Here is a 23,089-nt window from a genome sequence, read left to right as displayed (position 1 = left end):
GAATATTTCGTGGCGCAGATTGTAGCGGAATTCTACACCCGTGTACCCATAAGCTTAAAAAAAGACAGCACGGATCGCTACTCTGGATGGAAAATACCGATAACTTGTTCGTCTTTACGCACATGATCGCGCGCTTCTTTATCCGCCTCTCGCATCTGGTGCCCACACTTAACGCATTCAACCACATCAATATTATTCTCGCGCCACATTGCCATGGAATCCTGCGCCTGACACGACGGGCATTTCGCGCCCGCAATAAAACGTTTACGTACCGCCATATCTCACCTTCTATTCAAATTCGTCCCAGCCGTCCAACTGCCGTCGCTCTTGTTGCATCTCTCGCTGGAAGATTTCCTCCAGCTCTCGCCGGGCTTCACGCACGCGCGAAATTTGTTGGGTATCGCTGTGTACCGGCATCAACTCACGCAGCATTCGCATGTCCAGCCGTTTGAAGTGCAGTTGCGCGCGCTGCGCCTGGTGCGGATGCATGCCGGTGGAGATAAGTGCCTTGCGTCCAAGTTCCAGCGCACTGGAAAATGTTTCTCGGGAAAACTGTACCACGCCCGCCTGTAGCAGTTCGTGCGCCTCCACACGTCCCCGCGCACGCGCCATAATATTCAGATGCGGGAAATGCTGCTGGCAGATCTCCACCAGCTTCATCGTATCTTCCGGTTCATTACAGGTGATGACTATCGACTTCGCCTGTTCAGCCCCCGCGGAACGCAGAAGTTCAACCTGCGTCGCATCGCCGTAGTAAACCTTGTAACCGTATTTACGCATCAGGTTGACCGCACTGATATCGCGCTCGAGTACGGTAATACGCAACTTATTGGCCATCAACAAACGACCAATCACCTGACCGAAGCGACCAAAACCGACCACGATAACCTGCGGCTTATCGTCCTCAACCCACGGCGCTTCATCCTCCTCTTCCGGCGCATTAAAACGACGGGAGAGCACGAGATCGATAAGCTTCATCAGCAGCGGGGTGGTCATCATCGAGAGCGTAACAGTCACCAGCAATAGCGACATCTGGTCGCCTTTAAAGACTTTGAATGATGAGGCCGCCGAGAACAGCACGAAAGCAAACTCCCCACCCTGACTCAACACGCCAGCAAATTGCATCCGTTCTGAGCTACGTAAGCCGTGCAATCGAGCCAGAAGATAGAGCACCAGCGTTTTCACCGCCACCAGCCCGGCGACGCAGCCAATCACCACCAAAAGATGGCTGTAAAGCACCCCGAGGTTGAGTGACATGCCCACCGAAATAAAGAACAGCCCTAACAGCAGACCTTTGAACGGTTCGATGGCAATTTCCAGCTCATGGCGATATTCACTTTCCGCCAGCAGCACACCGGCGATAAAAGTCCCCAGCGCCATCGACAGTCCCAGAGCGTCCATAAACATCGCGGAGCCAAGCACCAGCAACAGCGTCGCGGCGGTAAACACTTCACGCACGCCAGAGCTGGCGATAAAGCGGAATACCGGGCGTAGCAGGTAGCGCCCACCAATTAACATCCCGGCAAAAGCCAGCACCTTCAAGCCAACGGTCTGCCAATCGAAGTGGTCATCACCGGCTCCCGCCAATAACGGCACCAGCGCTAGCGCTGGTATCACCGCTAAATCCTGGAACAGCAGGACAGAAAAACCCAACTGGCCGGACTCATTGCGATTCATGCTTTTTTCACGCATCAACTGCAACGCCATTGCCGTGGACGACATCGCCAAGCCAATACCGCCAATCACTGCGGCCTGCCAGGAGAAGTTGGTCAGCATCAGCAACCCGCCAAGAATGGCTGCACTAAAAATGACCTGAGCGGCGCCAATACCAAAAATAGGACGCCGTAATTGCCACAGCTTCGCCGGATTCAGCTCAAGCCCAATCACGAACATCAGGAACACCACGCCCAGCTCAGAGAAGTGGAGGATTTCATCCACATCGCTGATAAAGCCTAATCCCCATGGGCCGATGGCAATCCCCGCCAGTAGATAACCCAGAACCGCACCGATACCCAGCCTTGCAGCCAATGGTACCGCCACGACAGCGGCAAAGAGAAACAGCACACCCGCCAGTAATAAATCAGAACCTTCCATCATCGTCCCCCTGCCGTAATCGGCGCTGCCAGCCAGTCGGCATAGGCTTTTGCGTGGTTTGCAAGCTCATTGGGCGGCTGACGGCGCGCCCAGTAGACGATAATTGGACTCATCCAGTGCATATGGCACATCGCGGCGGTCAGTTCAAACGGACGCAGAATATCGCTCATCGGATAGCGGTTCAGACCATCATGACGATAGGCGCTCTCAGGCTCTCCGGTCGTAATGACGCTACGCCAGTACTTTCCCGCCAGTTCATTGCCCCCGACTCCGCTGGCAAAGCCGCGGCTAAGCACCCGGTCGAGCCATTCTTTGAGCAGCGCCGGGCAACTGTAGGTATAGAGTGGATGCTGGAACACAATCACATCATGCTCACGCAACAACGCCTGTTCTCGGGGAATATCGATAAAAAAATCTGGGTAGTGCGCATAAAGATCATGCACGGTGACGTTACTGAGTTGCGAAGCCGGTCTAAGCAAAACCCGGTTAGCTACCGAGTCCTGTGATTCCGGATGGGCATACAGCAGCAACACTTTCGCTGTCTGAGACATCATTCCCCTCCCGGTTTTGTCTTTTGTCTATTGTTGGCGTTTTAGGCTACCATTGCGCCTCGGTGAGGCATACTGCTCACACATTACATTATCACAATGACAATTTAACATAGTCAGAACATACGGCGCCTTATGATTGTTTTCTCCTCGTTACAAATTCGTCGTGGCGTGCGTGTCCTGCTGGATAACGCAACGGCCACCATCAACCCTGGGCAAAAAATTGGCCTGGTGGGGAAAAATGGCTGTGGCAAATCCACGCTGCTCGCTCTACTGAAAAACGAGATTGGCGCCGATGGCGGCAACTTTACCTTTCCCGGAAACTGGCAACTGGCATGGGTCAACCAGGAAACGCCTGCGTTGGCTGAACCGGCGCTGGACTATGTGATTGACGGCGACCGCGAGTTCCGTCAACTGGAAGCCCAGTTGCACGATGCCAACGAACGTAATGACGGGCATGCCATTGCCACCGTACACGGCAAACTGGATGCGATTGACGCGTGGACTATCCGCTCTCGCGCTTCCAGCCTGCTACACGGCCTGGGCTTTAGTAACGAACAGCTTGAGCGTCCGGTCAGCGACTTCTCCGGCGGCTGGCGTATGCGTCTTAACCTGGCGCAGGCGCTGATTTGTCGTTCCGATCTGTTACTGCTTGATGAACCGACTAACCACCTCGATCTCGATGCCGTTATCTGGCTGGAAAGATGGCTCAAGAGCTACCAGGGCACGCTGATTCTGATTTCCCACGACCGTGATTTCCTCGACCCGGTTGTCGACAAAATTATCCATATCGAACAGCAAACGATGTTCGAGTACACCGGTAACTACAGCTCGTTCGAGCGTCAGCGCGCCACTCGCCTGGCGCAACAGCAGGCGCTGTATGAAAGCCAGCAGGAACGCGTCTCGCACCTGCAAAGCTATATCGACCGTTTCCGCGCCCAGGCCACCAAAGCCAAACAGGCGCAGAGCCGCATTAAGATGCTGGAGCGCATGGAGCTGATTGCCCCGGCGCACGTCGATAACCCATTCCGCTTCAGCTTCCGCGCGCCCGAAAGTCTGCCTAACCCGCTGCTGAAGATGGAGAAGGTGAGCGCAGGCTATGGCGATAACGTCATCCTGGAGTCCATCAAGCTAAACCTGGTGCCGGGTTCGCGTATTGGCCTGCTGGGCCGTAACGGCGCGGGCAAATCTACGCTGATTAAGATGCTCGCCGGTGAACTGGCACCGCTGCACGGTGAAATTGGTCTCGCTAAAGGCATTAAGCTTGGCTACTTCGCCCAGCATCAGTTGGAATTCCTGCGCGCAGATGAATCGCCAATTCAGCACCTGGCCCGCATGGCGCCACAGGAGCTGGAGCAGAAGCTGCGCGATTATCTCGGCGGCTTCGGCTTCCAGGGCGATAAAGTGACCGAACAGACCGCTCGCTTCTCCGGCGGCGAAAAAGCACGTCTGGTGCTGGCGCTGATTGTCTGGCAGCGCCCTAACCTTCTGCTGCTCGATGAACCGACTAACCACCTGGATCTCGACATGCGTCAGGCGCTGACCGAAGCGTTAATCGACTTTGAAGGCGCGCTGGTCGTGGTGTCGCACGACCGTCACCTGATCCGCTCCACTACTGACGATCTCTATCTGGTTCATGATAAAAAAGTTGAGCCGTTCGACGGTGATCTGGAAGATTATCAGCAGTGGCTGAGCGACGTGCAAAAGCAGGAAAATCAGAGCGACGAACCGGCAAAAGACAACGCCAACAGCGCCCAATCGCGTAAAGATCAAAAACGTCGCGAAGCCGAACTGCGCACACTGACGCAGCCGTTGCGTAAAGAGATTACCCGTCTGGAAAAAGAGATGGAGAAGCTCAACGCCCAGTTAGCGAAGGCGGAAGAGAAGCTCGGCGACAGCGGTCTGTACGACCCAAGCCGCAAAGCTGAAATGACCGAGTGTCTGCAACTGCAGGCCAGCGCCAAATCCGGGCTGGAAGAGTGCGAAATGGCGTGGCTCGACGCGCAAGAGCAACTTGAGCAAATGATGCAGAACGACTAACCACGAAAGGCGGACGATGAACTTATCAATCACCGACGATATTACCTTCCGTAAACTGACCATCTTCATGACTTTTATGGAGAAGGGCAACATCGCCCGTACCGCCGAGGCGCTGGACATCAGCGGCGTGAGCGTGCATCGGGCGCTGCATACGCTGGAAGAGAACGTTCGTTGTCCGCTGTTTGTACACAAAGGGCGTAACCTGATTGCGCAACCGGCGGCGTGGACGCTGCTGGAGTACTGTCAGGAAGTGACCCAGTTGATGGAACGTGGGCTGGAAGAGACGCGCAAAACGGCGGGCGTCGGTCAGGGCCGTCTGCGTGTCGGCACGCTCTACTCGTTAACGCTGGAAACAGTGCCGCGCCTGATTATGGGCATGAAGCTACGTCGTCCGGATCTGGAAATGGATCTGACGATGGGATCGAACGAAGCCCTGCTAAATATGCTGGAGAACGGCACACTGGATGCGATTCTGATCTCTATTTCTGAAAGCGAGATCGACCGTAACAGTCTGGAAGTGTTGCCGCTGTTCCACGATGATATCTACCTTGCTGCGCCGATCACTGCCGCGCTGGATCCCAGCAAAACGGCGGATCTTCGCAATTATCGCAATGAGAAGTTCGTCTCACTGGCGGAAGGCTTTGCCACCTATGCGGGCTTCCAGGAAGCGTTTCATGTCGCCGGGTTTGAGCCGGAAATCGTCACCCGCGTGAACGATATTTTCTCGATGCTCAGTCTGGTACAAGCGGGCGTGGGCTTTACCCTGATGCCAGGGCGAATGAAAAAGATGTATGAGAATACGGTGCATCTGCAAAAGCTGGCGGATCCTTACCAGATGCGGCAGCTTATCGCGATCGTCTTTGCCCGCAACCGCGAGCGCGACCCGAGTTTGCTGGCGTTAGCCGCCGAAGGGCGGATGTATGCGCGGAGTTTGAAGAACGGAGCCTGATTGCCGGATGGCAACGCTCACGCGTTTTATCCGACCTACCGATTTTGTAGGCCCGATAAGCGCAGCGCCATCGGGCAATACCACTATGCACGCAGCCGTTTCGCCAGATGTACAGCAACGTCCACGCCGCTGCGTTCGAGCGAAATTGACTCTCCTTCCCACGCCGCCTGACGCGTCAGGCAGGTCAGCACACCGCCGGGTGGCATTTCAATCGCCAGCCGGGCTTCACGTTCATTAGCGGAGACCACCGCCTCCTGCCAGCGCACGGTGCGCGCCATATTCATGGCCAAATCGTCAGCAATGCGCTCCGGTTGCCACAGCACGCGTCCAGTGCTGCCGCTGAGATAAGCGTAGCGAGGACGCGAAAGCGTCACCTGGCTAAACGCCTCTGCCAGTTTTTGTGCAGGTTCTGCCAGGAGTTCGCAGTGTGACGGTACGCTAACCGCCAGACGATGCGCTTTGCTCGCCCCTTTCTCCAACGCCTGTTTTGCCACTCCAGCCATTGCCTCATCAGCCCCGGCAATCACAATCTGCGTTTCGGCATTGAGGTTGGCGATATACGTTCCGCTACCCGCTACCAGCGATTCCACCTGCGATAACGTCAGCCCCATGATCGCCGTCAGGCCGTAGCCATGTGGATAGGCCTGCTCCATCAAATCACCGCGCAACGCCACCAGTTTAAGCGCGTCGGTAAAGTCGAGCGCCCCGGCCACCACCGCTGCCGGATATGCACCAATCGACAGCCCGCTCACAATATCTGGCGAAACGCCGCGACGTTCCAGTTCGCGCGCCCAGGCAACCCCGGCAATCAACAGCGCTAACTGTACCGCCCGGGTGTGTTGCAATGCGTCAGGGGAATCCAGCGTATCGGCTTCGGCACCCAGCACCTCACGTGCTTGTGCTAATTCGCTTCCCGGCAGTTTATGCAGCATCCCTGGATGCTGGGTTCCCTGTCCCGGAAAGGTGAACAGAATTTTCATTTACTCCTCCCTGCTCCACGGGTCGCTCACCAACCGCGGCCCCTGCGATGTTTTTAACAGTGCCCTGCCGTCGCGCAGCCATTCGTTTAGGGCAAACGCGCCATACGGCGTTTCTACCTGAGTGTCCGCACGGCACAGACCGTCCGTGAGCTGTTGCTGCCATTTTTCCAGCACCTCGCGTGATAGCGCCTGCGGGGCACGGATCAGCAAATCCAAATCGCTACTGGCATGAATCACCGGGATCCCGGTCGCCAGCGCATAACCGGTGCTACCGGTAATACCCCATATCCACGGCCACGCTTGCTGTGACAGCAACAAAGCCACCTGAACCGGTGGCTGAGAGATAAACGGTGAACGCAGCAGCGCCTGCGGGTAAACCAGCGACTCCGGCGCGCAAACGCGGGTGACGGCATCAGGGTTCACCCAACCCGCCGCCCGCTGACAGCGCTTCATGCCGCGCACACCGACGGGGATACGCCCCGCCTCGTCAACATCACGCCGCACAACCACCGGTAGGCTGGTATGCCAGACGCTATCCACCCAGGATTCAGCAATTCCTTCCAGCGCGTCACGCGCATTGAGCCAGATAAGGTCGTGTGGGCGTAATGTTGAGGTCATAATTTACATTCCTGAAGTCAGCGAGATAAACAGCGGCAGCGACAGGATACTCAGTACTGAGCTTAATAGCAGTACGGCTTCTGCATCGGGTGACTGAACACCAAAGCGGTTACCGAACACCACGCCGAAGAAACCGGCAGACAGCGCAATCATCAAAATAGCGGTAATCGCCACGGAACCATGCAGACCGAAGATAAGCACGATACCCCAGGCAATCGCAGGCTGAATCAGCAGCTTGGCGATGGTGGAGGAAATCACCACGGTGTTGATCTGCAGTTTACGTGCAGACAAGATAACCCCGGTCAGGAACAGCGCGGCGGCGGTTGCAGACAGGCCCAGCGGTTTAATGGCCGCCAGTACCAGTTCCGGCATTTTGATGCCGATAGCCGAGAGAATAACCCCCAGCAGCGGACCCATCACAATAGGTTTCTTGATAGAACGCCACATCAGCACCGGCAGCATTGACAGCGTGGAACCAGAATTACCGCCTTCAGCGCGCGCTTTTTCGCGTTCCAGAATCAGTAAGCAGAACGGCGTCATCAGTACGGAACCGCAGGCAATGGACACCGCCACAGAGAGCGAAGTGGATGATGTTTCACCCAGCACGCTGCCCAGAATCGGCAGGCCTAGCGCCGCGTAGTTCGGCAGCGCGACGGTCAGCGTCAGCACGGCCGCATCCTGTGGAGATTTTTTGAAGACTTTGGTCGCCATAAAGTAGATAGCGGCATAGGTAATCCACATCGCCAACGTCAGCACCACAATCAGCGGCGACTGCGCAACAATACCTGCCCATGGGGTTTGTACCGTCGCGCTAAACAGCGCAGCGGGTAAAGCAAAGTCCATCACGAAGATATTGAGTAGGGAGACGTTTTTGTTGTCCACCATTTTGGCCTTCCCGGCCCAGAATCCTAGTAGCATGATGACGAAAATCGGAGCAAGAGCATGAACAATTACGTAAGTCATAATTCACCTGTAATATAAAAAAAAGTAGCACTGACGCGATGATTATTATTTTTCAGATGCAGTGACCCACGCGGGCGCAACGTCTGCGCCCGCGGAGTCTTACATCTGGCAGGTCTCTTTTTACTTACCAGCTTGCTCGCATACGTTCGCGTACGAGGGCAGAGCTGCGGCGATTGTCAGCGCCCAGACGACTTTTCAGCGTTGGATCCTGACGAGCGTCATTGATGGCCTGTTGCAGGGTGTTTTTAACCTGCGTCAGATCGTTTGCAGATGGCGCATCTGGGTTGCTGATATCCAGCAGATTTTCCAGTAGCCCCAGCGTGGCGTAGTTGCTGATGTCGTACGCCATTGGCGGAATGGTTGCCGCCAGTTTTTCCAGTGCTTCAACGGTACGCAGCGTGATACGCGCGGCGGATTCTTTACCCATCGCATGAATCAGCACACCTTTGTCGTTGAACGCAATCAGACGGTTTGCCTGGTAACCGTGTGCCAGGAAGGCACCGGACATGGCTTTACCGACAATCAGTCCAATGACCGGGTGGCCCGCCAGACGTGCATTGGCATACGCCGCCGCAGCACCGGCCAGCGCCTGGTGAATACCGAAGCCTTCTTCACGACGACCGTATGCCTGGCTTGGCACATCAATCACCGCCACAATCGGACGTTTCACCGCGTTATTGGCGTCGGCTGCGATGGTTTCGCTCACCACTTTCGCCAGTGTCCAGCCTTCCAGCAGACCGACTTCACCGCCAGCGGCGCGTGGGTAATGGTTATTGGCATCCGGGACAACGGCAATAAAGCGCACCGTTTCACCGTTCAGTTCACCATCAGCGGCCTGTACGGACGGGCACAGCCCGGCAATACGTTTAGCGTTCGGTACGAGGTTTTCCAGCCATAATTCGCCACGGCTTATTGAGTTACTCATCATTTCACCTCCCGGGCGAAAAGCGTATGAATCTGTTCGGTATCGGCCTGTTTACGGGTGTCGAAATTCGTTAAACGGTCGAGATACCAGTCATAGTTATCGGTGCGGTGTTTTGCCGGTACGCCTTTTGCCAGCGCGTCGTTCATTGCCGCTTTCACGGCGTTCACGCCATCGCCGACCAGCGCTTCCACCAGCCCGCTTTGGTAGCGAATTTCACCACCGGTCATGCTCCAGATAAACGGACGGTCACGGGAGTCATACTCTTCAATCCCCGCTTCCTGTTCGATAACCTGCGGGCCATTTAGCCCCAGACGCGCTTCACGGGTCACAATCAGGTAGCTACACAGTGCCGCAGCGATAGACATCCCGCCAAAGCAGCCCACGGTACCGGCGACAATGCCGACTACCGGGGTGTAACGACGCAGGTCAACAATAGCCGCATGAATATCGGCAATCGCCGCCAGGCCAAGGTTGGCCTCCTGCAAACGCACGCCGCCGGTTTCCAGGCTCAGGACAGCCTGAGTTGGGATGCCGTTGCGGTTATCTTCCGCCGCCAACTCCAGCGCCGCTGCCATTTTGGCACCGGACACTTCGCCCATGCTGCCACCCTGGAATGCACCTTCAATCGCCACCACCACGGCCGGTTTGCCGTTGATGGTGCCTTTAGCAACGACCATGCCGTCATCAGACTGCGGAACGATGCCCTGCGCGCCAAGCCAAGGCGACATCACGCCGTCAAACGGGTCGAGCAGTTCGCGGTAGCTGCCTTCATCAAGCAGCGCGTGGGCACGCTGGCGTGCTTTTAATTCGATAAAACTGCTGTCATCACGCATGGCTCACCTCTTCAAATACCTGTTCGATACGAATACGTGCAACACCTGGGGTTGCGCCAAAGTCGTGGATCGTCAGTTTTCCCGCAGGCAGGCTGCTGACCGTTTGCAGACGGTTCAACAACGCTTCCCAGCGACTACGGCTGTTATCGACAGAAGTGGTGATATCAATGGTTAACGTCTGGCTCTGGTCGGCGGTGAATAACACCTCCATATCCCCGGAGCCCACAACGCCTGCCAGCGCTTTACCGCTTAAGGTGCGGCTGGCCGGTACGGTTAACGTAATGTGTTCCATAACATCCTCTTAATGCTTTAAATACGGCGAATCGATGCGGTCAACAAACAGGGTGGCGGCGAGTAAATCTGCCGCACCGCCCGGCGAGGCGTTCAGCGCCAGCATATGGCTATCGAGTGCCGCCAATGCCGCCTGACCTGCTGGATGAGCGCTGCCGCCAGCATTCAGCACCGCACGGGCACCGTCCTGCATGGCATCCAGCCCTTCCATACCTGCGCGAGACAGCACACAGGTATCGGTCAGCGAGGTCATGATCGCCATCAGCGCGTCGAGTCTGGCGTGCGTTTCACTGCTGCCGTTAAACCGGCTTAAACGCAGTTGCGGCAGCGCACGTTGCATCACATGCGGAAAAGCCTGCTGTGCCTCTTCACGTGCACCCGGCACCTGATAACGGTGCGTCGCACGCAGCCCTTTGCTGAACACTTTGGGTGCGGCGGCATCCGGTAGTTTGGCCAGCTCGGCGGCAGTCGCCGCGACCTGCTGCGCATGAACAGTGCCACCGTGCATTGCCACCGCGCTCACCAACAATCCCAGTGCCCAAATCGCGCCACGGTGGGTGTTCACACCGTCCGTGGCCGCCATCATCTGTTGCTCGCCTTCGCGACCGAGTCGCCCTATGGTTTGTCTGAGCGCAATATCCGCTGGACGCTGCCAGCTTTGTTGCGCCAACGACTGAAATGTAGAGGTCAGGCTGTGCGCAGAGCGCTCCATTAACGCAAGCGACAAGTCGTGATGCGCGCCATTCCCCCGACTGTCCACCAGACCGGGTTTCGGGCTTAGTCGCGCTTCGTCAATCAGACACTGCGTGGCGGTTCGCGCCAGCCATTCGGCACCGCCTTCAACCTGAATCGGGGACAGAAGTTTCATTACCAGCTCCGGAATTTCGCAGGTGGGTTGTAAAGACCGCCAGACCATTCAACGAGATCGGACACGCTACCGGCGGCCAGCAGAGAACGGGTTGCGTCGGTACGACGAATGCCCATATCTTCTGGATACACCACCTTGCCACTCTGACGCAGCTCAGCGACGCGTTTCGCATCAACGCCCAGACCGATATCGGTGATCCCGGCAACCGCAGCCACCATCGCCCGGCGCTCTTCAAGATCTTTTGCACGGTAGAGGTAAGCGATCCCTTCTTCGGTCAGGACGTGGGTAACGTCATCGCCATAAATCATCACCGGTGCCAGCGGCATCCCGGAGGTTTTGGCGACTTCAACCGCATCAAGTTTCTCGACGAAGGTCGGTTTAACGCCGGCCTGGAAGGTTTCGACCATCTGAACAACCAGTTTTTTACCGCGCTGCATTGGGTCAGGTTCGGTAATCATGTTCAGCCATGCGGGTGTTGCATGACGACGGCCGTGCGGGTCATGGCCCATGTTTGGTGCGCCGCCGAAACCGGACAGGCGTCCACGGGTGACCGTTGAGGAGTTGGCATAGCCATCAACCTGCAAAGTGGAACCGATAAACATATCGACCGCGTACTGACCCGCCAGCTGACAGAAAGCACGGTTAGAACGCATTGAACCATCGGCACCGGTGAAGAACACGTCTGGGCGGGCACGGATGTACTCTTCCATCCCTAATTCACCGCCGAAGCAGTGCACGCTTTCAACCCAGCCGCTTTCGATAGCAGGAATCAGCGTTGGATGCGGGTTCAGCGTCCAGTGTTTACAGATTTTGCCTTTCAGACCCAGCTGTTCGCCGTAGGTCGGCAACAGCAGCTCGATTGCCGCAGTGTTAAAGCCGATACCGTGGTTGAGCGACTGGACCTGGTGTTCTGCGTAGATACCTTTAATGGCCATCATCGCCATCAGGATATGTTCTTGTTTGATCAGGCGTGGGTCACGGGTGAACAGCGGTTCAATGAAGAACGGCTTATCGGCGACAACCACGTAATCAATCCATGAGCCCGGAATATCAACGCGCGGCAGGTCGCATTCATCGTCGACAAGTTCGTTAACCTGCGCGATGACGATACCGTCATGGAACGCGGCGGCTTCTACCAGCGCCGGGGTATCTTCGGTACTCGCCCCGGTGTAGAGGTTACCTTTGCGGTCGGCTTTGAAACCGGCAATCAGCGCCACGTTCGGCGACAGGTCAACATACAGACGGGAGTAAAGTTCGATGTAGGTGTGGATGGCGCCAATTTCCAGCTGACCATCTTCCAGTAGCTGCGAAATACGCAGGCTTTGGGTACCGGAGAAAGAGAAGTCCAGCTTGCGAGCGATACCTTTTTCGAAGATATCCAGATGCTCGCTGCGTCCGACGCTTGGCATAATCATGTGCAGGTCGTGCACTTTTTGCGGGTTAACTTCAGCCAGCATGCGAGATAAGAAATCTGCCTGCTTTTGGTTATTCCCTTCTAATACCACGCGGTCACCCGGCGCGATAAGTAATTCCAGCATCGCGGTCAGGTCTGCGGTCGGCAGAACCTTGCCCTGCACCGGAACGGAAGCCAGACGCCGCTGTTTTTCTGTGCGGCGGGTGTTCCAGACTCGTGCTGGTGTTTGCCCAGATAACATTATTAACCTCCTGATTCAGCGAATCATTTTGATTGCTTAACACTGGAAAGAGTGTGCGCTCTGGTGAGAAAGTCATCAATTAAGCGTAGGCGTGAATCATTAGCTTGAGAGTAATAATTGAAGTAACAATTTGTGATGAGGATCAGATCCGAAAGGGATAAAAAGGGCTACCCACCCCTCATTTTCATAAACACGATGGCAAAGTGGCGGTATAGTAGGCGCCAGATTTTTGTGAACATCGCCGAGTTATGACTGAAACAACCCATCACGATCTCAGTATCGACATTACAAGCAGCGCGGATTTCGTGCCGATGCGCGGCGTGAGCAATCGTCATTTACAGACGATGCTGCCGCGCCTTATCCGTCGTAAGCTGCAATTCACGCCCTGCTGGCAGCGCCTGGAACTGCCGGACGGTGATTTTGTCGATCTCGCCTGGAGCGAAGATCCGCAAGCAGCACGCCATAAACCGCGTCTGGTGGTGTTTCATGGTCTGGAAGGTAGCCTGCACAGCCCCTATGCTCACGGTCTGATTAATGCCGCAAGACAACAGGGCTGGCTGGGTGTGGTGATGCATTTTCGCGGCTGTAGCGGTGAACCCAACCGCCTGAACCGTATTTATCACTCCGGTGAAACGGAAGATGGCACCTGGTTCTTGCAGTGGCTTAAGCGCGAGTTTGGTGAAGCACCAACCGCGGCGGTTGGCTATTCGCTGGGCGGTAACATGCTGGCCTGTCTGCTGGCAAAAGAAGGCGATGATGTGCCAATAGACGCGGCGGTGATTGTCTCGGCACCGTTTATGCTCGAAGCTTGTAGCTATCATATGGATAAAGGCTTCTCACGCGTTTATCAACGCTATCTGCTGAACCTGTTAAAAGGCAACGCGGCGCGCAAGCTCAAGGCTTATCCCGGCTCGCTGCCGGTGGATCTGCGCCAGCTAAAAAGCATGCGCCGGATCCGTGAGTTCGATGATTCGATCACCTCGAAGATCCACGGTTTTGCCGATGCTATCGACTACTATCGTCAGTGCAGCGCGATGCCGACGTTAAGCAAAATCACCAAGCCAACGCTGATTATCCATTCAAAAGACGATCCCTTTATGGATCATCACTCTATTCCCGCACAGGAAGAACTGCCGGATAACGTTGAGTATCAGCTAACCGAACACGGCGGCCACGTCGGATTTATCGGTGGCACCCTCCGCCACCCGGAAATGTGGCTGGAAAAACGCATCCCCGCCTGGCTGATGACCTGGTTAGGAGTGAAGGCATGATGATCCCCTGGCAGGACCTCGACCCGGACACGCTGGATAGATTGATTGAAAGCTTTGTCTTGCGCGAAGGCACTGATTATGGTGAATATGAACGTTCACTTGCGCAAAAGGTCGCCGACGTCAAACACCAGTTACAAACAGGCGAAGCGGTGCTGGTCTGGTCTGAACTTCACGAGACCGTCAACATCATGCCCCGTAACCAATTTCGCGGTTAACTATACTTATTGCAGGAGGCTAATTGGCTTCCTGTAGTCTGTTCAGGAGTTATTCGCATGTCTGCCAAACACCCAGTTATTGCCGTGACCGGCTCCAGCGGTGCAGGAACCACCACCACCAGCCTGGCATTCCGAAAAATTTTTGGTCAACTTAACCTGCGTGCCGCAGAAGTTGAAGGTGACAGCTTCCACCGTTATACCCGTCCGGAAATGGACATGGCAATCCGTAAGGCACGCGATGCCGGTCGGCATATCAGCTATTTCGGCCCAGACGCCAACGACTTTGGCCTGCTGGAACAAACTTTCCGCGACTATGGTGTTAACGGTAGCGGCCAGTCGCGCAAGTATTTACACACTTACGATGAAGCCGTGCCGTGGAATCAGGTGCCGGGAACGTTCACCCCCTGGCAACCCTTGCAGGAGCCAACCGATGTCTTGTTCTATGAAGGGCTACACGGCGGCGTAGTGACGCCACAAAATGATGTCGCGCGCCATGTGGATTTGTTGGTGGGCGTGGTGCCTATCGTTAACCTTGAGTGGATCCAGAAAATGATCCGCGACACCAGCGAGCGCGGGCACTCGCGTGAAGCGGTGATGGATTCGGTGGTGCGTTCGATGGAGGACTACATCAACTACATTACGCCGCAATTTTCCCGCACACATATCAACTTCCAGCGCGTCCCGACGGTCGATACTTCAAACCCTTTCGCCGCCAAAAGCATTCCATCGCTCGATGAGAGCTTTGTGGTCATTCACTTCCGTAATCTTGATAACATCGATTACCCGTGGCTGCTGGCGATGCTGCAAGGATCGTTTATTTCGCACATGAATACGCTGGTGGTTCCCGGCGGCAAGCTCGGGCTGGCGATGGAGCTCATCATGATGCCGCTGGTGCAGCGTTTGATGGAAGGAAGAAGCTAAACGGCGTTAACAGCGTTCCCGGCGGCGCTGCGCTTGGCCGGGCTACGTGTCATATGCAATTAGCCTTCAATCACTTCATAAGAGTGGGTGATATTCACCGCTTTTTCGAGCATCAGCGCAACCGAGCAGTATTTCTCAGCAGACAGGGACACCGCACGAGCAACCGCGGCATCTTTAAGATCCTTACCCGTCACGATGAAGTGCAGGTTGATATGTGTGAACAGGCGCGGCGCCTCTTCACGACGTTCGGAAGTCAGTTTCACTTCGCAATCAGTGACGTCATTGCGACCCTTTTGCAAAATGGAAACCACATCAATTGCACTACAGCCACCGGCTGCCATCAGGACCACTTCCATCGGGCTTGGGGCTTTATCACCCGAGTTGCCGTCCATCAAAATCTGGTGGCCTGAAGCGGACTCACCGAGGAAGGTTAAGCCTTCAATCCATTTCACACGCGCTTGCATATTATTTAACTCCCAGGTTGCAATTTTCTTCTCAGATTACGCGTACATAACAATTCTCGCAATGGAAGGCGATCGCCGTCATGCTGAAGCGAGACACCAGGAGACACGCGCCGAAAGCTATGCTAAAACAGTCGGGATGCTACGGTAATACATAAACGTACTGCATGTATGCAGAGGACATCACATTACAGGCTGCGGCACGATTCGACAGCCGACTTCCCAGGTAACGGGAAGGATACTATTGCAACCAGTGGCTGCAATGTTTTTGCCGCTGGGAAGAGCTTATAACAGAGGATAACCGCGCATGGTGCTTGGCAAACCGCAAACAGACCCGACTCTCGAATGGTTCTTGTCTCATTGCCATATTCATAAGTACCCATCGAAGAGCACGCTGATTCACCAGGGTGAAAAAGCTGAAACGCTGTATTACATCGTCAAAGGCTCAGTGGCTGTACTCATCAAGGATGAAGAAGGCAAAGAGATGATCCTCTCTTACCTCAACCAGGGTGACTTTATCGGCGAGTTAGGCCTGTTCGAAGAAGGCCAGGAACGCAGCGCATGGGTACGGGCAAAAACCGCTTGTGAAGTTGCTGAAATCTCTTATAAAAAATTCCGTCAGCTGATTCAGGTAAACCCAGACATCCTGATGCGTTTGTCTTCGCAAATGGCACGTCGTCTGCAGATTACCTCTGAAAAAGTCGGCAACCTGGCATTCCTGGACGTGACCGGACGTATCGCCCAGACCCTGCTGAATCTGGCCAAACAGCCGGACGCAATGACCCACCCAGACGGTATGCAGATTAAAATCACCCGTCAGGAAATCGGTCAGATCGTTGGTTGTTCCCGCGAAACCGTGGGCCGTATTCTGAAAATGCTGGAAGATCAAAATCTGATCTCCGCACACGGCAAAACGATTGTCGTCTACGGCACCCGCTGATCCAGCCAAAACGGCATAGTGCTAACGCAGTATGCCGTTTTTGTTTCCCCTCATGTGGCGCAGGCTGATTTACCACCCGGAAGTCAACTATGCACTGCGGCAAACGCTGGTGTTATGTTTGCCGGTCGCCATTGGCCTGCTCTTCGGCCATCTTCAACAAGGCCTGCTGTTCTCGTTAGTTCCCGCTTGCTGCAATATCGCCGGTCTTGATACCCCGCATAAACGTTTTTTCAAACGTCTGACTATCGGCGGCTGCCTGTTTGCCGGATGCAGTCTGGCGGTACAGCTATTACTGGCAAAAGAGGTCCCGCTACCGCTCATCCTGACCGTGCTCGCCCTTTTACTTGGGGTGACAGCTGAAATCAGCGCGTTACATGGACGACTGCTACCCGCCTCGCTGATTGCCGCTATTTTCACCCTCAGTCTTGCGGGCAATATGCCTATCTGGCAGCCGCTACTGCTCTATGCGCTCGGCACACTGTGGTACGGATTATTTAACTGGTGGTGGTTCTGGATGTGGCGCGAACAGCCGCTGCGCGAATCGCTGAGCCTGCTCTATCGCCAGCTCGCCGACTACTGTGAAGCCAAGTACAGCCTGCTGACTCAGCATACTGACCCCAGCACTGCGCTGCCACCGCTGTTAAACCGTCAGCAAAAGGTGGTGGATTTAATCTCCCAATGCTACCAGCAGCTGCACATGCTGGCGGCGAACCAGCACAACGATTACAAACGCCTGCTGCGCGCTTTTCAGGTAGGGCTGGATTTACAGGAGCATATCTCCGTTAGCCTGCACCAGCCGGAAGAGGTGCAAAAGCTCGTTGAGCGTAGCCACGCGGAAGCAGTGATCCGCTGGAACGCTCAGACCGTCGCCGCACGTTTGCGCGTGCTGGCGGATGATATTCTCTACCACCGCTACCCTAGCCGTTTCACCATGGACAAGCAGATTGGCGCGCTGGAAAAAATCGCTGACCAACATCCTGATAATCCGGTCGGCCAGTTCTGCGCCTGGCACTTCAGCCGAATCGCCAGAGTGTTACGAGCCCAGCGCCCACTGTATCCGCGAGACCTGATGGCGGATAAAGAACGTCGCCTGCCGTTGTTCCCGGCAATCAAGAGCTACCTGTCGCTAAAATCCCCCGCCCTGCGCAACGCGGGCAGGCTAAGCGTCATGCTGAGTATCGCTAGCCTGATGGGCACAGCGCTGCATCTGCCAAAACCGTATTGGATCCTGATGACGGTACTGCTGGTAACGCAAAACGGCTATGGCGCAACCCGCGTACGAATTTTCCATCGGGCAGCAGGTACGCTTGCTGGTCTGGTGATTGCAGCCATCGCCCTGCACTTCCACGCACCACAAGGGCTAGCGCTTGCCGGGATGCTGGTTATCACACTCAGCAGCTACCTGATTATTCGCCGCAGCTATGGTTGGGCCACCGTTGGTTTTACCGTCACGGCGGTATATACCCTACAAATTCTCACGTTAAATGGTGAACAGTTTATCGTTGCCCGCTTTATCGACACCATCATCGGCTGCCTGATTGCCTTCGGCGGTATGCTCTGGCTGTGGCCACAATGGCAAAGCGGTCAACTGCGACAAAGTGCCCAGGCAGCGCTGGAGGCCGATCAGGAAGCCATTCGTCTGATCCTAAGCCCAGACCCACAGGCCCCTAAGCTTGCGTATCAGCGCATGCGCGTAAACCAGGCCCACAATACGCTGTTCAACACCCTTAATCAGGCCATGCAGGAGCCGGGCTTTAACCCGCGTTATCTGGAAGACATGAAACTGTGGGTCACCCACAGTCAGTTTATCGTCGAGCATATCAACGCGATGACGACGCTTGCGCGCGAGCACACCATGCTGACGCCGAATCTGGCGCAACAGTATCTGGAGTCGTGCGAAATTGCCCTACAACGCTGTCAGCAGCGTCTGGAGTATGATGAGGCGGGCAGTGGCGGCGAGGTGAACATTATGGAGTCGCCGGACGCGCTGTCCCATGGGGCGTTAAGCACCATGGAACAGCATCTCCAGCGTATTCTGGGGCATCTGAACACCATGCACACCATCTCATCGGTGGCCTGGCGTCAGCGCCCACGTCATGGCGGCTGGTTAAAGCGACGAGCTAGCTAACGATTTTCGCCACGGCCTGCGAGAAGCGCTGCATCCCTTCGTCAATATCCACTTCTTCCACCACCAGCGATGGCGCAAAGCGCATCACGTCCGGGCCGGCATTCAGTACCATTACACCGACGTCTGCCGCCGCGTAGAGGAAATCACGCGCGCGCCCTTTGTACTTCGCGTTCAACTCAGCACCAATCAACAGGCCCATCCCGCGTACATCGCTGAACAGATCGTACTTCGAATTAATCTGCTGCAAATGCTGCACAAACCGTTCACGTTTCGCATTGACGCCGTTCAGCACTTCTGGCGTGTTGATAATATCGAATGCCGCACCGGCGACGGCGCAGGCCAGCGGGTTACCGCCATAGGTTGAGCCGTGTGAACCGACGTGGAACGCATTGGCAATATCTTCGGTGGTCAGCACCGCACTGACCGGGAAACCGCCGCCCAGCGCTTTGGCGCTGGTCAGAATGTCCGGCGTCACGCCATAGTGCATGTAGGCAAACAACGAACCGGTGCGGCCCATACCGCTCTGCACTTCATCAAAGACCAGCAGCGCCTGATGCTTATCACACAACGCGCGCAGGCCTTGCAGGAACTCCGGAGTTGCCGCCAGTACGCCACCTTCACCCTGAATCGGCTCGACAACTATCGCGCAGGTATGGTCGTCCATCACCGCTTCTACCGCATGCAGGTCGTTAAACGGCACATGGATAATATCGGCTGGTTTCGGACCAAATCCATCGGAATACTTCGGCTGACCGCCCACGGAGACGGTAAACAGCGAACGTCCATGGAAGGCATTATGGAAGGCGATAATTTTTGTTTTGTAAGGGCTATGACGAGTCGAGGCATAGTAACGCGCCAGTTTAAAGGCGGTTTCGTTCGCTTCTGTACCGGAGTTCATAAACACCACGCGCTCGGCAAAGGTGGCATCCACTAACTTCTGCCCCAGACGCAGCGCAGGCTCGTTGGTAAAGACGTTGCTGGTATGCCACAGCGTTTCACCCTGACTTTTCAGCGCCTCAACCAACGCCGGATGACAGTGCCCCAATGCCGTGACCGCGATGCCGCCGGCAAAATCGATGTACTCTTTGCCTTGCTGATCCCACACGCGACTCCCTTTGCCTTTGACCGGGATAAACTCTGCCGGTGCATAAATGGGCAAAATGACCTGATCGAAGGTCGCGCGGGTGATTGCAGGTTGTTTGGTTTCCATGTCATGCCCTTCTTCAAACGATGTCGCGATAGTTGTGAAATTATATCCATAAAATATGCATAAAAAATCACTTGATAGCAACGACTATCGGTTGAGAAAGTTTGCCAGTAGTTCGTGCCCTTGCTCGCTAAGGATACTCTCCGGGTGGAACTGCACGCCTTCCAAATCCCACTGTCGGTGACGAATCCCCATAATTTCCCCCGCCTCACTACGTGCGGTTACCTCAAAACAATCGGCTAACGTATCAGGGTCAATCAACAAAGAATGGTAGCGAGTGACGGTTAGCGGGTTATTCAAACCCCGAAACACGCCCTGCTGCTGGTGGGTAATCGGTGAGGTTTTCCCGTGCATCACTTTCGCCGCACGAACGATACGCGCCCCAAATGCCTGCGCGATGGCCTGATGGCCTAAGCAAACACCGAGCAGCGGTACTTTTCCCGCATAGTGGCGAATCACATCAAGGGAGATACCGGCGTCATCTGGCGTGCAGGGGCCGGGGGAGATAACGATTTTGTCCGGTGCGAGCTGAGCGATATCATCGAGGGTGATGTCATCGTTACGTCTGACCGTTACGCTGGCCCCCAGCTCACAAAAATACTGGTAGAGGTTCCAGGTAAAGGAATCGTAGTTATCAATCAGCAGGATCATGGCGGCTCCGGTCGTTTATCTGCCGCCATTCTACCGGGTGCTTACTGCTTTAGCGATAAGGGCGGCAGCCTCATGCACAACGCCGCCCCACAAAGCTTACGGTAAGACTTTTGCTGACAGGATAACGATAGGCTTGGACGGCACATTCTGGTACGGCCCTACGTTATGGCTCTGCACCTGGGAAATTTTGTCTGCCACATCCATCCCCTTAACCACTTTGCCGAATACGGCATAGCCAAAATCACGCTGGCCGTGATCTAAGAAAGCATTGTCGGCCACGTTGATAAAGAACTGGCTGGTTGCGCTGTCTTTATCGGCGGTACGCGCCATCGCGATAGTGCCACGGGTATTACGCAGGCCGTTATCGGCTTCGTTTTTAATCGGTGGATTTGGTTGCTTCTGCTGCATCTGCTCGTTAAAGCCGCCGCCCTGAACCATAAAGCCCGGGATCACACGGTGGAACGTGGTGTTGTTATAGAAACCACTGTTGACATACTTCAGGAAGTTTTCAACAGAAACGGGCGCTTTCTGGCTATCCAGCTGCAGCTCGATGTTGCCAGCCGACGTGGTCAGCAGAACATGCGGGTCATTGGTTGCTGCTAAAGCTGCAGGAGCCATCGCGGAAAGAGCGAAAACAGCCGCCACGGCCGCCAGAGTTGATTTGAGCATGAGAAATCCTTTAACGAGTGCAGTAGGGAAGCAAGTGGCTTGATTCTAAAGAGGCTTAGCCCCTCAGGCCAGTGCTTTACCAAAGTTTACATGTATGTAACGTTCATAATGATCAAGCTAAGAATCGATGCATTTATTTTTGTGATCTGGATCACATAGAAAAGTGTAATACGTCATCGTTTGCGTAATAAAACTATGAATACATCACTACAGTGAATAAAATCTGCCTGCTCAGCGCAGAGTCAACGCGCTTTACACAACTATTCACAGGCCAGTCATGACTAACAGCAACCGTATCAAGCTCACATGGATCAGCTTCTTCTCCTACGCCCTTACCGGTGCGTTGGTAATTGTCACCGGGATGGTGATGGGAAATATTGCCGATTATTTTAATCTGCCGGTTTCCAGCATGAGTAACACCTTTACCTTCCTGAACGCTGGGATCCTGATCTCGATTTTCCTGAATGCCTGGCTGATGGAAATTGTCCCACTGAAAACGCAGCTGCGTTTTGGCTTTATTCTGATGTTGCTGGCGGTCGCCGGGCTGATGACCAGCCACAGCCTGGCGCTGTTCTCCGCGGCGATGTTCGTGCTGGGTCTGGTCAGCGGTATCACCATGTCCATCGGTACGTTCCTGATTACCCATATGTATGAAGGTCGTCAGCGCGGCGCGCGTCTGCTGTTCACCGACTCCTTCTTCAGCATGGCCGGGATGATCTTCCCGATGCTGGCCGCCTGGCTGCTGGCGCGTACCATTGAGTGGTACTGGGTTTACGCGTGTATTGGCCTGATCTACGTGGCTATCTTTGTTTTGACCTTCGGTTGTGACTTCCCGGTGCTGGGCAAAAAAGCGCAGCAGGAAGACCAGCCGGTGGCGAAGGAGAAATGGGGTATCGGCGTGCTGTTCCTGTCCGTTGCCGCGCTGTGCTACATCCTCGGTCAACTGGGCTTTATTTCGTGGGTTCCAGAGTATGCCAAGGGTCTGGGTATGAGCCTGAACGATGCCGGTAAACTGGTCAGCGATTTCTGGATGTCTTATATGTTCGGCATGTGGGCGTTTAGCTTCATTCTGCGTTTCTTCGATCTGCAACGCATTCTGACGGTGCTGGCGGGGATTGCGACGGTGATGATGTATCTGTTTAACCACGGCGAGCCGCAGCATCTGGCCTGGTTTATCCTGACGCTGGGCTTTTTCTCCAGCGCTATCTACACCTCAATTATTACGTTGGGTTCTTTGCAGACCAAAATCGCCTCACCCAAACTGGTTAACTTTGTGCTGACCTGCGGCACCATCGGCACGATGCTGACGTTTGTTGTGACTGGGCCGATTGTGGCGAGCAGCGGGCCGCTGGCGGCATTGACGACTTCTAATGCGCTTTATGCGGTGGTGTTTGTGATGTGTCTGGTGCTTGGGTTTGTTAGTCGTCATCGTCAGCATGCGGTGGGAGCTTCTCACTAATCTTTCTGGCTTGAGGGTGAAATTTTTGGATTAGTCACCCTGTTGCGCTCCCTTAAAGATCTCGCCATATACAACGCGCGGGCGCAGGGAGCACGCAAGGGGCGGCCAATCGCCGCCGCCCCCTGCACCCCCAGGCTCTGGCGGCAAAATCGCCGCTGCGCGGTTCCCTCAGCTTATCCCTTCCGGCTTCGGGTCGGGCGCGAGTTTACATCCATGTAAACCACGCCCTCAGCCCACATCCATGTGGGCTGCCCCGGCCTACAGGGAACGCTTCGGCGATTTAGACGCCACTCAAGCCCGAGCAGTCTTTTAGATAAAAGCTAAAAACAATCTCTCTTAAATCAGTCAGTCCGCCTTTAATTTACCAATCGTTCTGAAACCGGTGAGTCCCCGCTGAAATCGG

23 protein-coding genes are annotated in these 23,089 nt (G+C 55.2%); 8 read left to right on the top strand and 15 right to left on the bottom strand.

Annotation, left to right across the window (positions count from 1 at the left end; all coding sequences use genetic code 11):
* Positions 1-77: 77 nt before the first annotated feature.
* From U0026_RS02210 to kefG, 3 genes are read right to left on the bottom strand one after another with little or no spacing between them, the layout of a single operon-like run.
* Entirely contained in the window at positions 78-278 is a 201-nt protein-coding gene (locus U0026_RS02210) for a YheV family putative zinc ribbon protein (RefSeq protein WP_062775724.1), read from the bottom strand.
* 10 nt (positions 279-288) lie between these two features.
* Positions 289-2,094 carry a glutathione-regulated potassium-efflux system protein KefB gene (kefB, locus tag U0026_RS02205; RefSeq protein ID WP_062775722.1) on the bottom strand — a complete coding sequence of 602 codons (1,806 nt, stop codon included), beginning with the start codon at positions 2,092-2,094 and terminating at the stop codon, positions 289-291.
* Positions 2,094-2,645: a glutathione-regulated potassium-efflux system ancillary protein KefG gene (gene kefG / locus U0026_RS02200; protein WP_062775720.1), complete on the bottom strand. Its 552-nt coding sequence runs from the start codon at positions 2,643-2,645 to the stop codon at positions 2,094-2,096. The genes kefB and kefG overlap by 1 nt, the downstream gene beginning before the upstream one ends.
* A 132-nt stretch (positions 2,646-2,777) precedes the next feature.
* Here kefG and U0026_RS02195 point away from each other — a divergent pair, with 132 nt between their 5' ends.
* Positions 2,778-4,682: an ABC transporter ATP-binding protein gene (locus U0026_RS02195; RefSeq protein ID WP_062775718.1), complete on the top strand. Its 1,905-nt coding sequence runs from the start codon at positions 2,778-2,780 to the stop codon at positions 4,680-4,682.
* Positions 4,683-4,698: 16 nt separating this feature from the next.
* Positions 4,699-5,631 (top strand): LysR family transcriptional regulator, encoded by a 933-nt coding sequence (locus tag U0026_RS02190; protein ID WP_062775716.1) that lies wholly within the window; start codon positions 4,699-4,701, stop codon positions 5,629-5,631.
* Between the two features lie 83 nt (positions 5,632-5,714).
* Here the strand turns inward: U0026_RS02190 and mdcH are convergent, their stop codons facing one another.
* From mdcH to mdcA, 8 genes are all read right to left on the bottom strand, one after another.
* Positions 5,715-6,611, bottom strand: coding sequence for a malonate decarboxylase subunit epsilon (gene mdcH, locus U0026_RS02185; protein ID WP_062775714.1), 897 nt, complete (start codon positions 6,609-6,611; stop codon positions 5,715-5,717).
* Entirely contained in the window at positions 6,612-7,229 is a 618-nt protein-coding gene (locus tag U0026_RS02180; protein ID WP_062775712.1) for a malonate decarboxylase holo-ACP synthase, read from the bottom strand.
* A gap of 3 nt (positions 7,230-7,232) precedes the next feature.
* A complete protein-coding gene (locus U0026_RS02175) occupies positions 7,233-8,192 on the bottom strand; it encodes an AEC family transporter (protein ID WP_062775710.1) in 960 nt (319 codons plus the stop codon).
* Positions 8,193-8,316: 124 nt separating this feature from the next.
* Entirely contained in the window at positions 8,317-9,117 is an 801-nt protein-coding gene (gene mdcE / locus U0026_RS02170) for a biotin-independent malonate decarboxylase subunit gamma (protein ID WP_062775708.1), read from the bottom strand.
* Positions 9,117-9,950 (bottom strand): biotin-independent malonate decarboxylase subunit beta, encoded by an 834-nt coding sequence (locus U0026_RS02165; RefSeq protein ID WP_062775706.1) that lies wholly within the window; start codon positions 9,948-9,950, stop codon positions 9,117-9,119. Before U0026_RS02165 ends, mdcE begins: the two co-directional genes overlap by 1 nt.
* Positions 9,943-10,242 carry a malonate decarboxylase acyl carrier protein gene (gene mdcC, locus U0026_RS02160; protein ID WP_062775705.1) on the bottom strand — a complete coding sequence of 100 codons (300 nt, stop codon included), beginning with the start codon at positions 10,240-10,242 and terminating at the stop codon, positions 9,943-9,945. Before mdcC ends, U0026_RS02165 begins: the two co-directional genes overlap by 8 nt.
* 9 nt (positions 10,243-10,251) lie before the next feature.
* Positions 10,252-11,109: a triphosphoribosyl-dephospho-CoA synthase gene (locus tag U0026_RS02155; RefSeq protein ID WP_062775703.1), complete on the bottom strand. Its 858-nt coding sequence runs from the start codon at positions 11,107-11,109 to the stop codon at positions 10,252-10,254.
* Positions 11,109-12,764, bottom strand: a complete 1,656-nt coding sequence (gene mdcA / locus U0026_RS02150; RefSeq protein ID WP_062775702.1) for a malonate decarboxylase subunit alpha — start codon at positions 12,762-12,764, stop codon at positions 11,109-11,111. Before mdcA ends, U0026_RS02155 begins: the two co-directional genes overlap by 1 nt.
* Positions 12,765-13,012: 248 nt before the next feature.
* Between mdcA and U0026_RS02145 the strand changes: the two genes are divergently transcribed.
* Genes U0026_RS02145 through U0026_RS02135 form a run of 3 tightly spaced genes read left to right on the top strand, consistent with a single transcriptional unit; the run spans position 13,013 to position 15,171 of the window.
* Positions 13,013-14,035, top strand: a complete 1,023-nt coding sequence (locus U0026_RS02145) for a hydrolase (protein ID WP_062775700.1) — start codon at positions 13,013-13,015, stop codon at positions 14,033-14,035.
* The gene (locus U0026_RS02140) at positions 14,032-14,250 is read left to right on the top strand and encodes a YheU family protein (RefSeq protein WP_062775699.1); all 219 of its coding nucleotides are present in this window, start codon (positions 14,032-14,034) and stop codon (positions 14,248-14,250) included. The genes U0026_RS02145 and U0026_RS02140 overlap by 4 nt, the downstream gene beginning before the upstream one ends.
* A 57-nt stretch (positions 14,251-14,307) precedes the next feature.
* Positions 14,308-15,171 carry a phosphoribulokinase gene (locus tag U0026_RS02135; RefSeq protein WP_062775697.1) on the top strand — a complete coding sequence of 288 codons (864 nt, stop codon included), beginning with the start codon at positions 14,308-14,310 and terminating at the stop codon, positions 15,169-15,171.
* Positions 15,172-15,230: 59 nt separating this feature from the next.
* On the opposite strand, the gene U0026_RS02130 is transcribed toward U0026_RS02135, so the two are convergent.
* A complete protein-coding gene (locus U0026_RS02130) occupies positions 15,231-15,635 on the bottom strand; it encodes an OsmC family protein (protein WP_062775696.1) in 405 nt (134 codons plus the stop codon).
* A gap of 304 nt (positions 15,636-15,939) precedes the next feature.
* Between U0026_RS02130 and crp the strand changes: the two genes are divergently transcribed.
* Complete coding sequence (crp, locus tag U0026_RS02125; RefSeq protein WP_039332728.1) at positions 15,940-16,572, top strand: cAMP-activated global transcriptional regulator CRP; 633 nt, start codon at positions 15,940-15,942, stop codon at positions 16,570-16,572.
* A 52-nt stretch (positions 16,573-16,624) separates the two neighbouring features.
* Positions 16,625-18,700 carry a YccS/YhfK family putative transporter gene (locus U0026_RS02120; RefSeq protein ID WP_062775741.1) on the top strand — a complete coding sequence of 692 codons (2,076 nt, stop codon included), beginning with the start codon at positions 16,625-16,627 and terminating at the stop codon, positions 18,698-18,700.
* Here U0026_RS02120 and argD read toward each other — a convergent pair.
* The 3 genes from argD to ppiA form a co-directional block, all read right to left on the bottom strand.
* Entirely contained in the window at positions 18,693-19,910 is a 1,218-nt protein-coding gene (gene argD / locus U0026_RS02115; RefSeq protein WP_062775694.1) for a bifunctional acetylornithine/succinyldiaminopimelate transaminase, read from the bottom strand. The two genes, U0026_RS02120 and argD, sit on opposite strands and share 8 nt — an antisense overlap.
* 84 nt (positions 19,911-19,994) lie before the next feature.
* Positions 19,995-20,558, bottom strand: a complete 564-nt coding sequence (pabA, locus tag U0026_RS02110) for an aminodeoxychorismate synthase component 2 (RefSeq protein ID WP_062775692.1) — start codon at positions 20,556-20,558, stop codon at positions 19,995-19,997.
* Between the two features lie 96 nt (positions 20,559-20,654).
* On the bottom strand, positions 20,655-21,227 hold the full coding sequence (gene ppiA, locus U0026_RS02105; RefSeq protein WP_062775690.1) for a peptidylprolyl isomerase A: 573 nt from the start codon (positions 21,225-21,227) through the stop codon (positions 20,655-20,657).
* A 277-nt stretch (positions 21,228-21,504) separates the two neighbouring features.
* Between ppiA and tsgA the strand changes: the two genes are divergently transcribed.
* Complete coding sequence (gene tsgA / locus U0026_RS02100; protein WP_062775689.1) at positions 21,505-22,686, top strand: MFS transporter TsgA; 1,182 nt, start codon at positions 21,505-21,507, stop codon at positions 22,684-22,686.
* Positions 22,687-23,089 lie beyond the last annotated feature (403 nt).

This window comes from Kluyvera intermedia, assembly GCF_034424175.1.
GTDB classification, from domain to species: domain Bacteria; phylum Pseudomonadota; class Gammaproteobacteria; order Enterobacterales; family Enterobacteriaceae; genus Kluyvera; species Kluyvera intermedia.
This window is presented reverse-complemented; position numbering and strand designations above follow the sequence as displayed.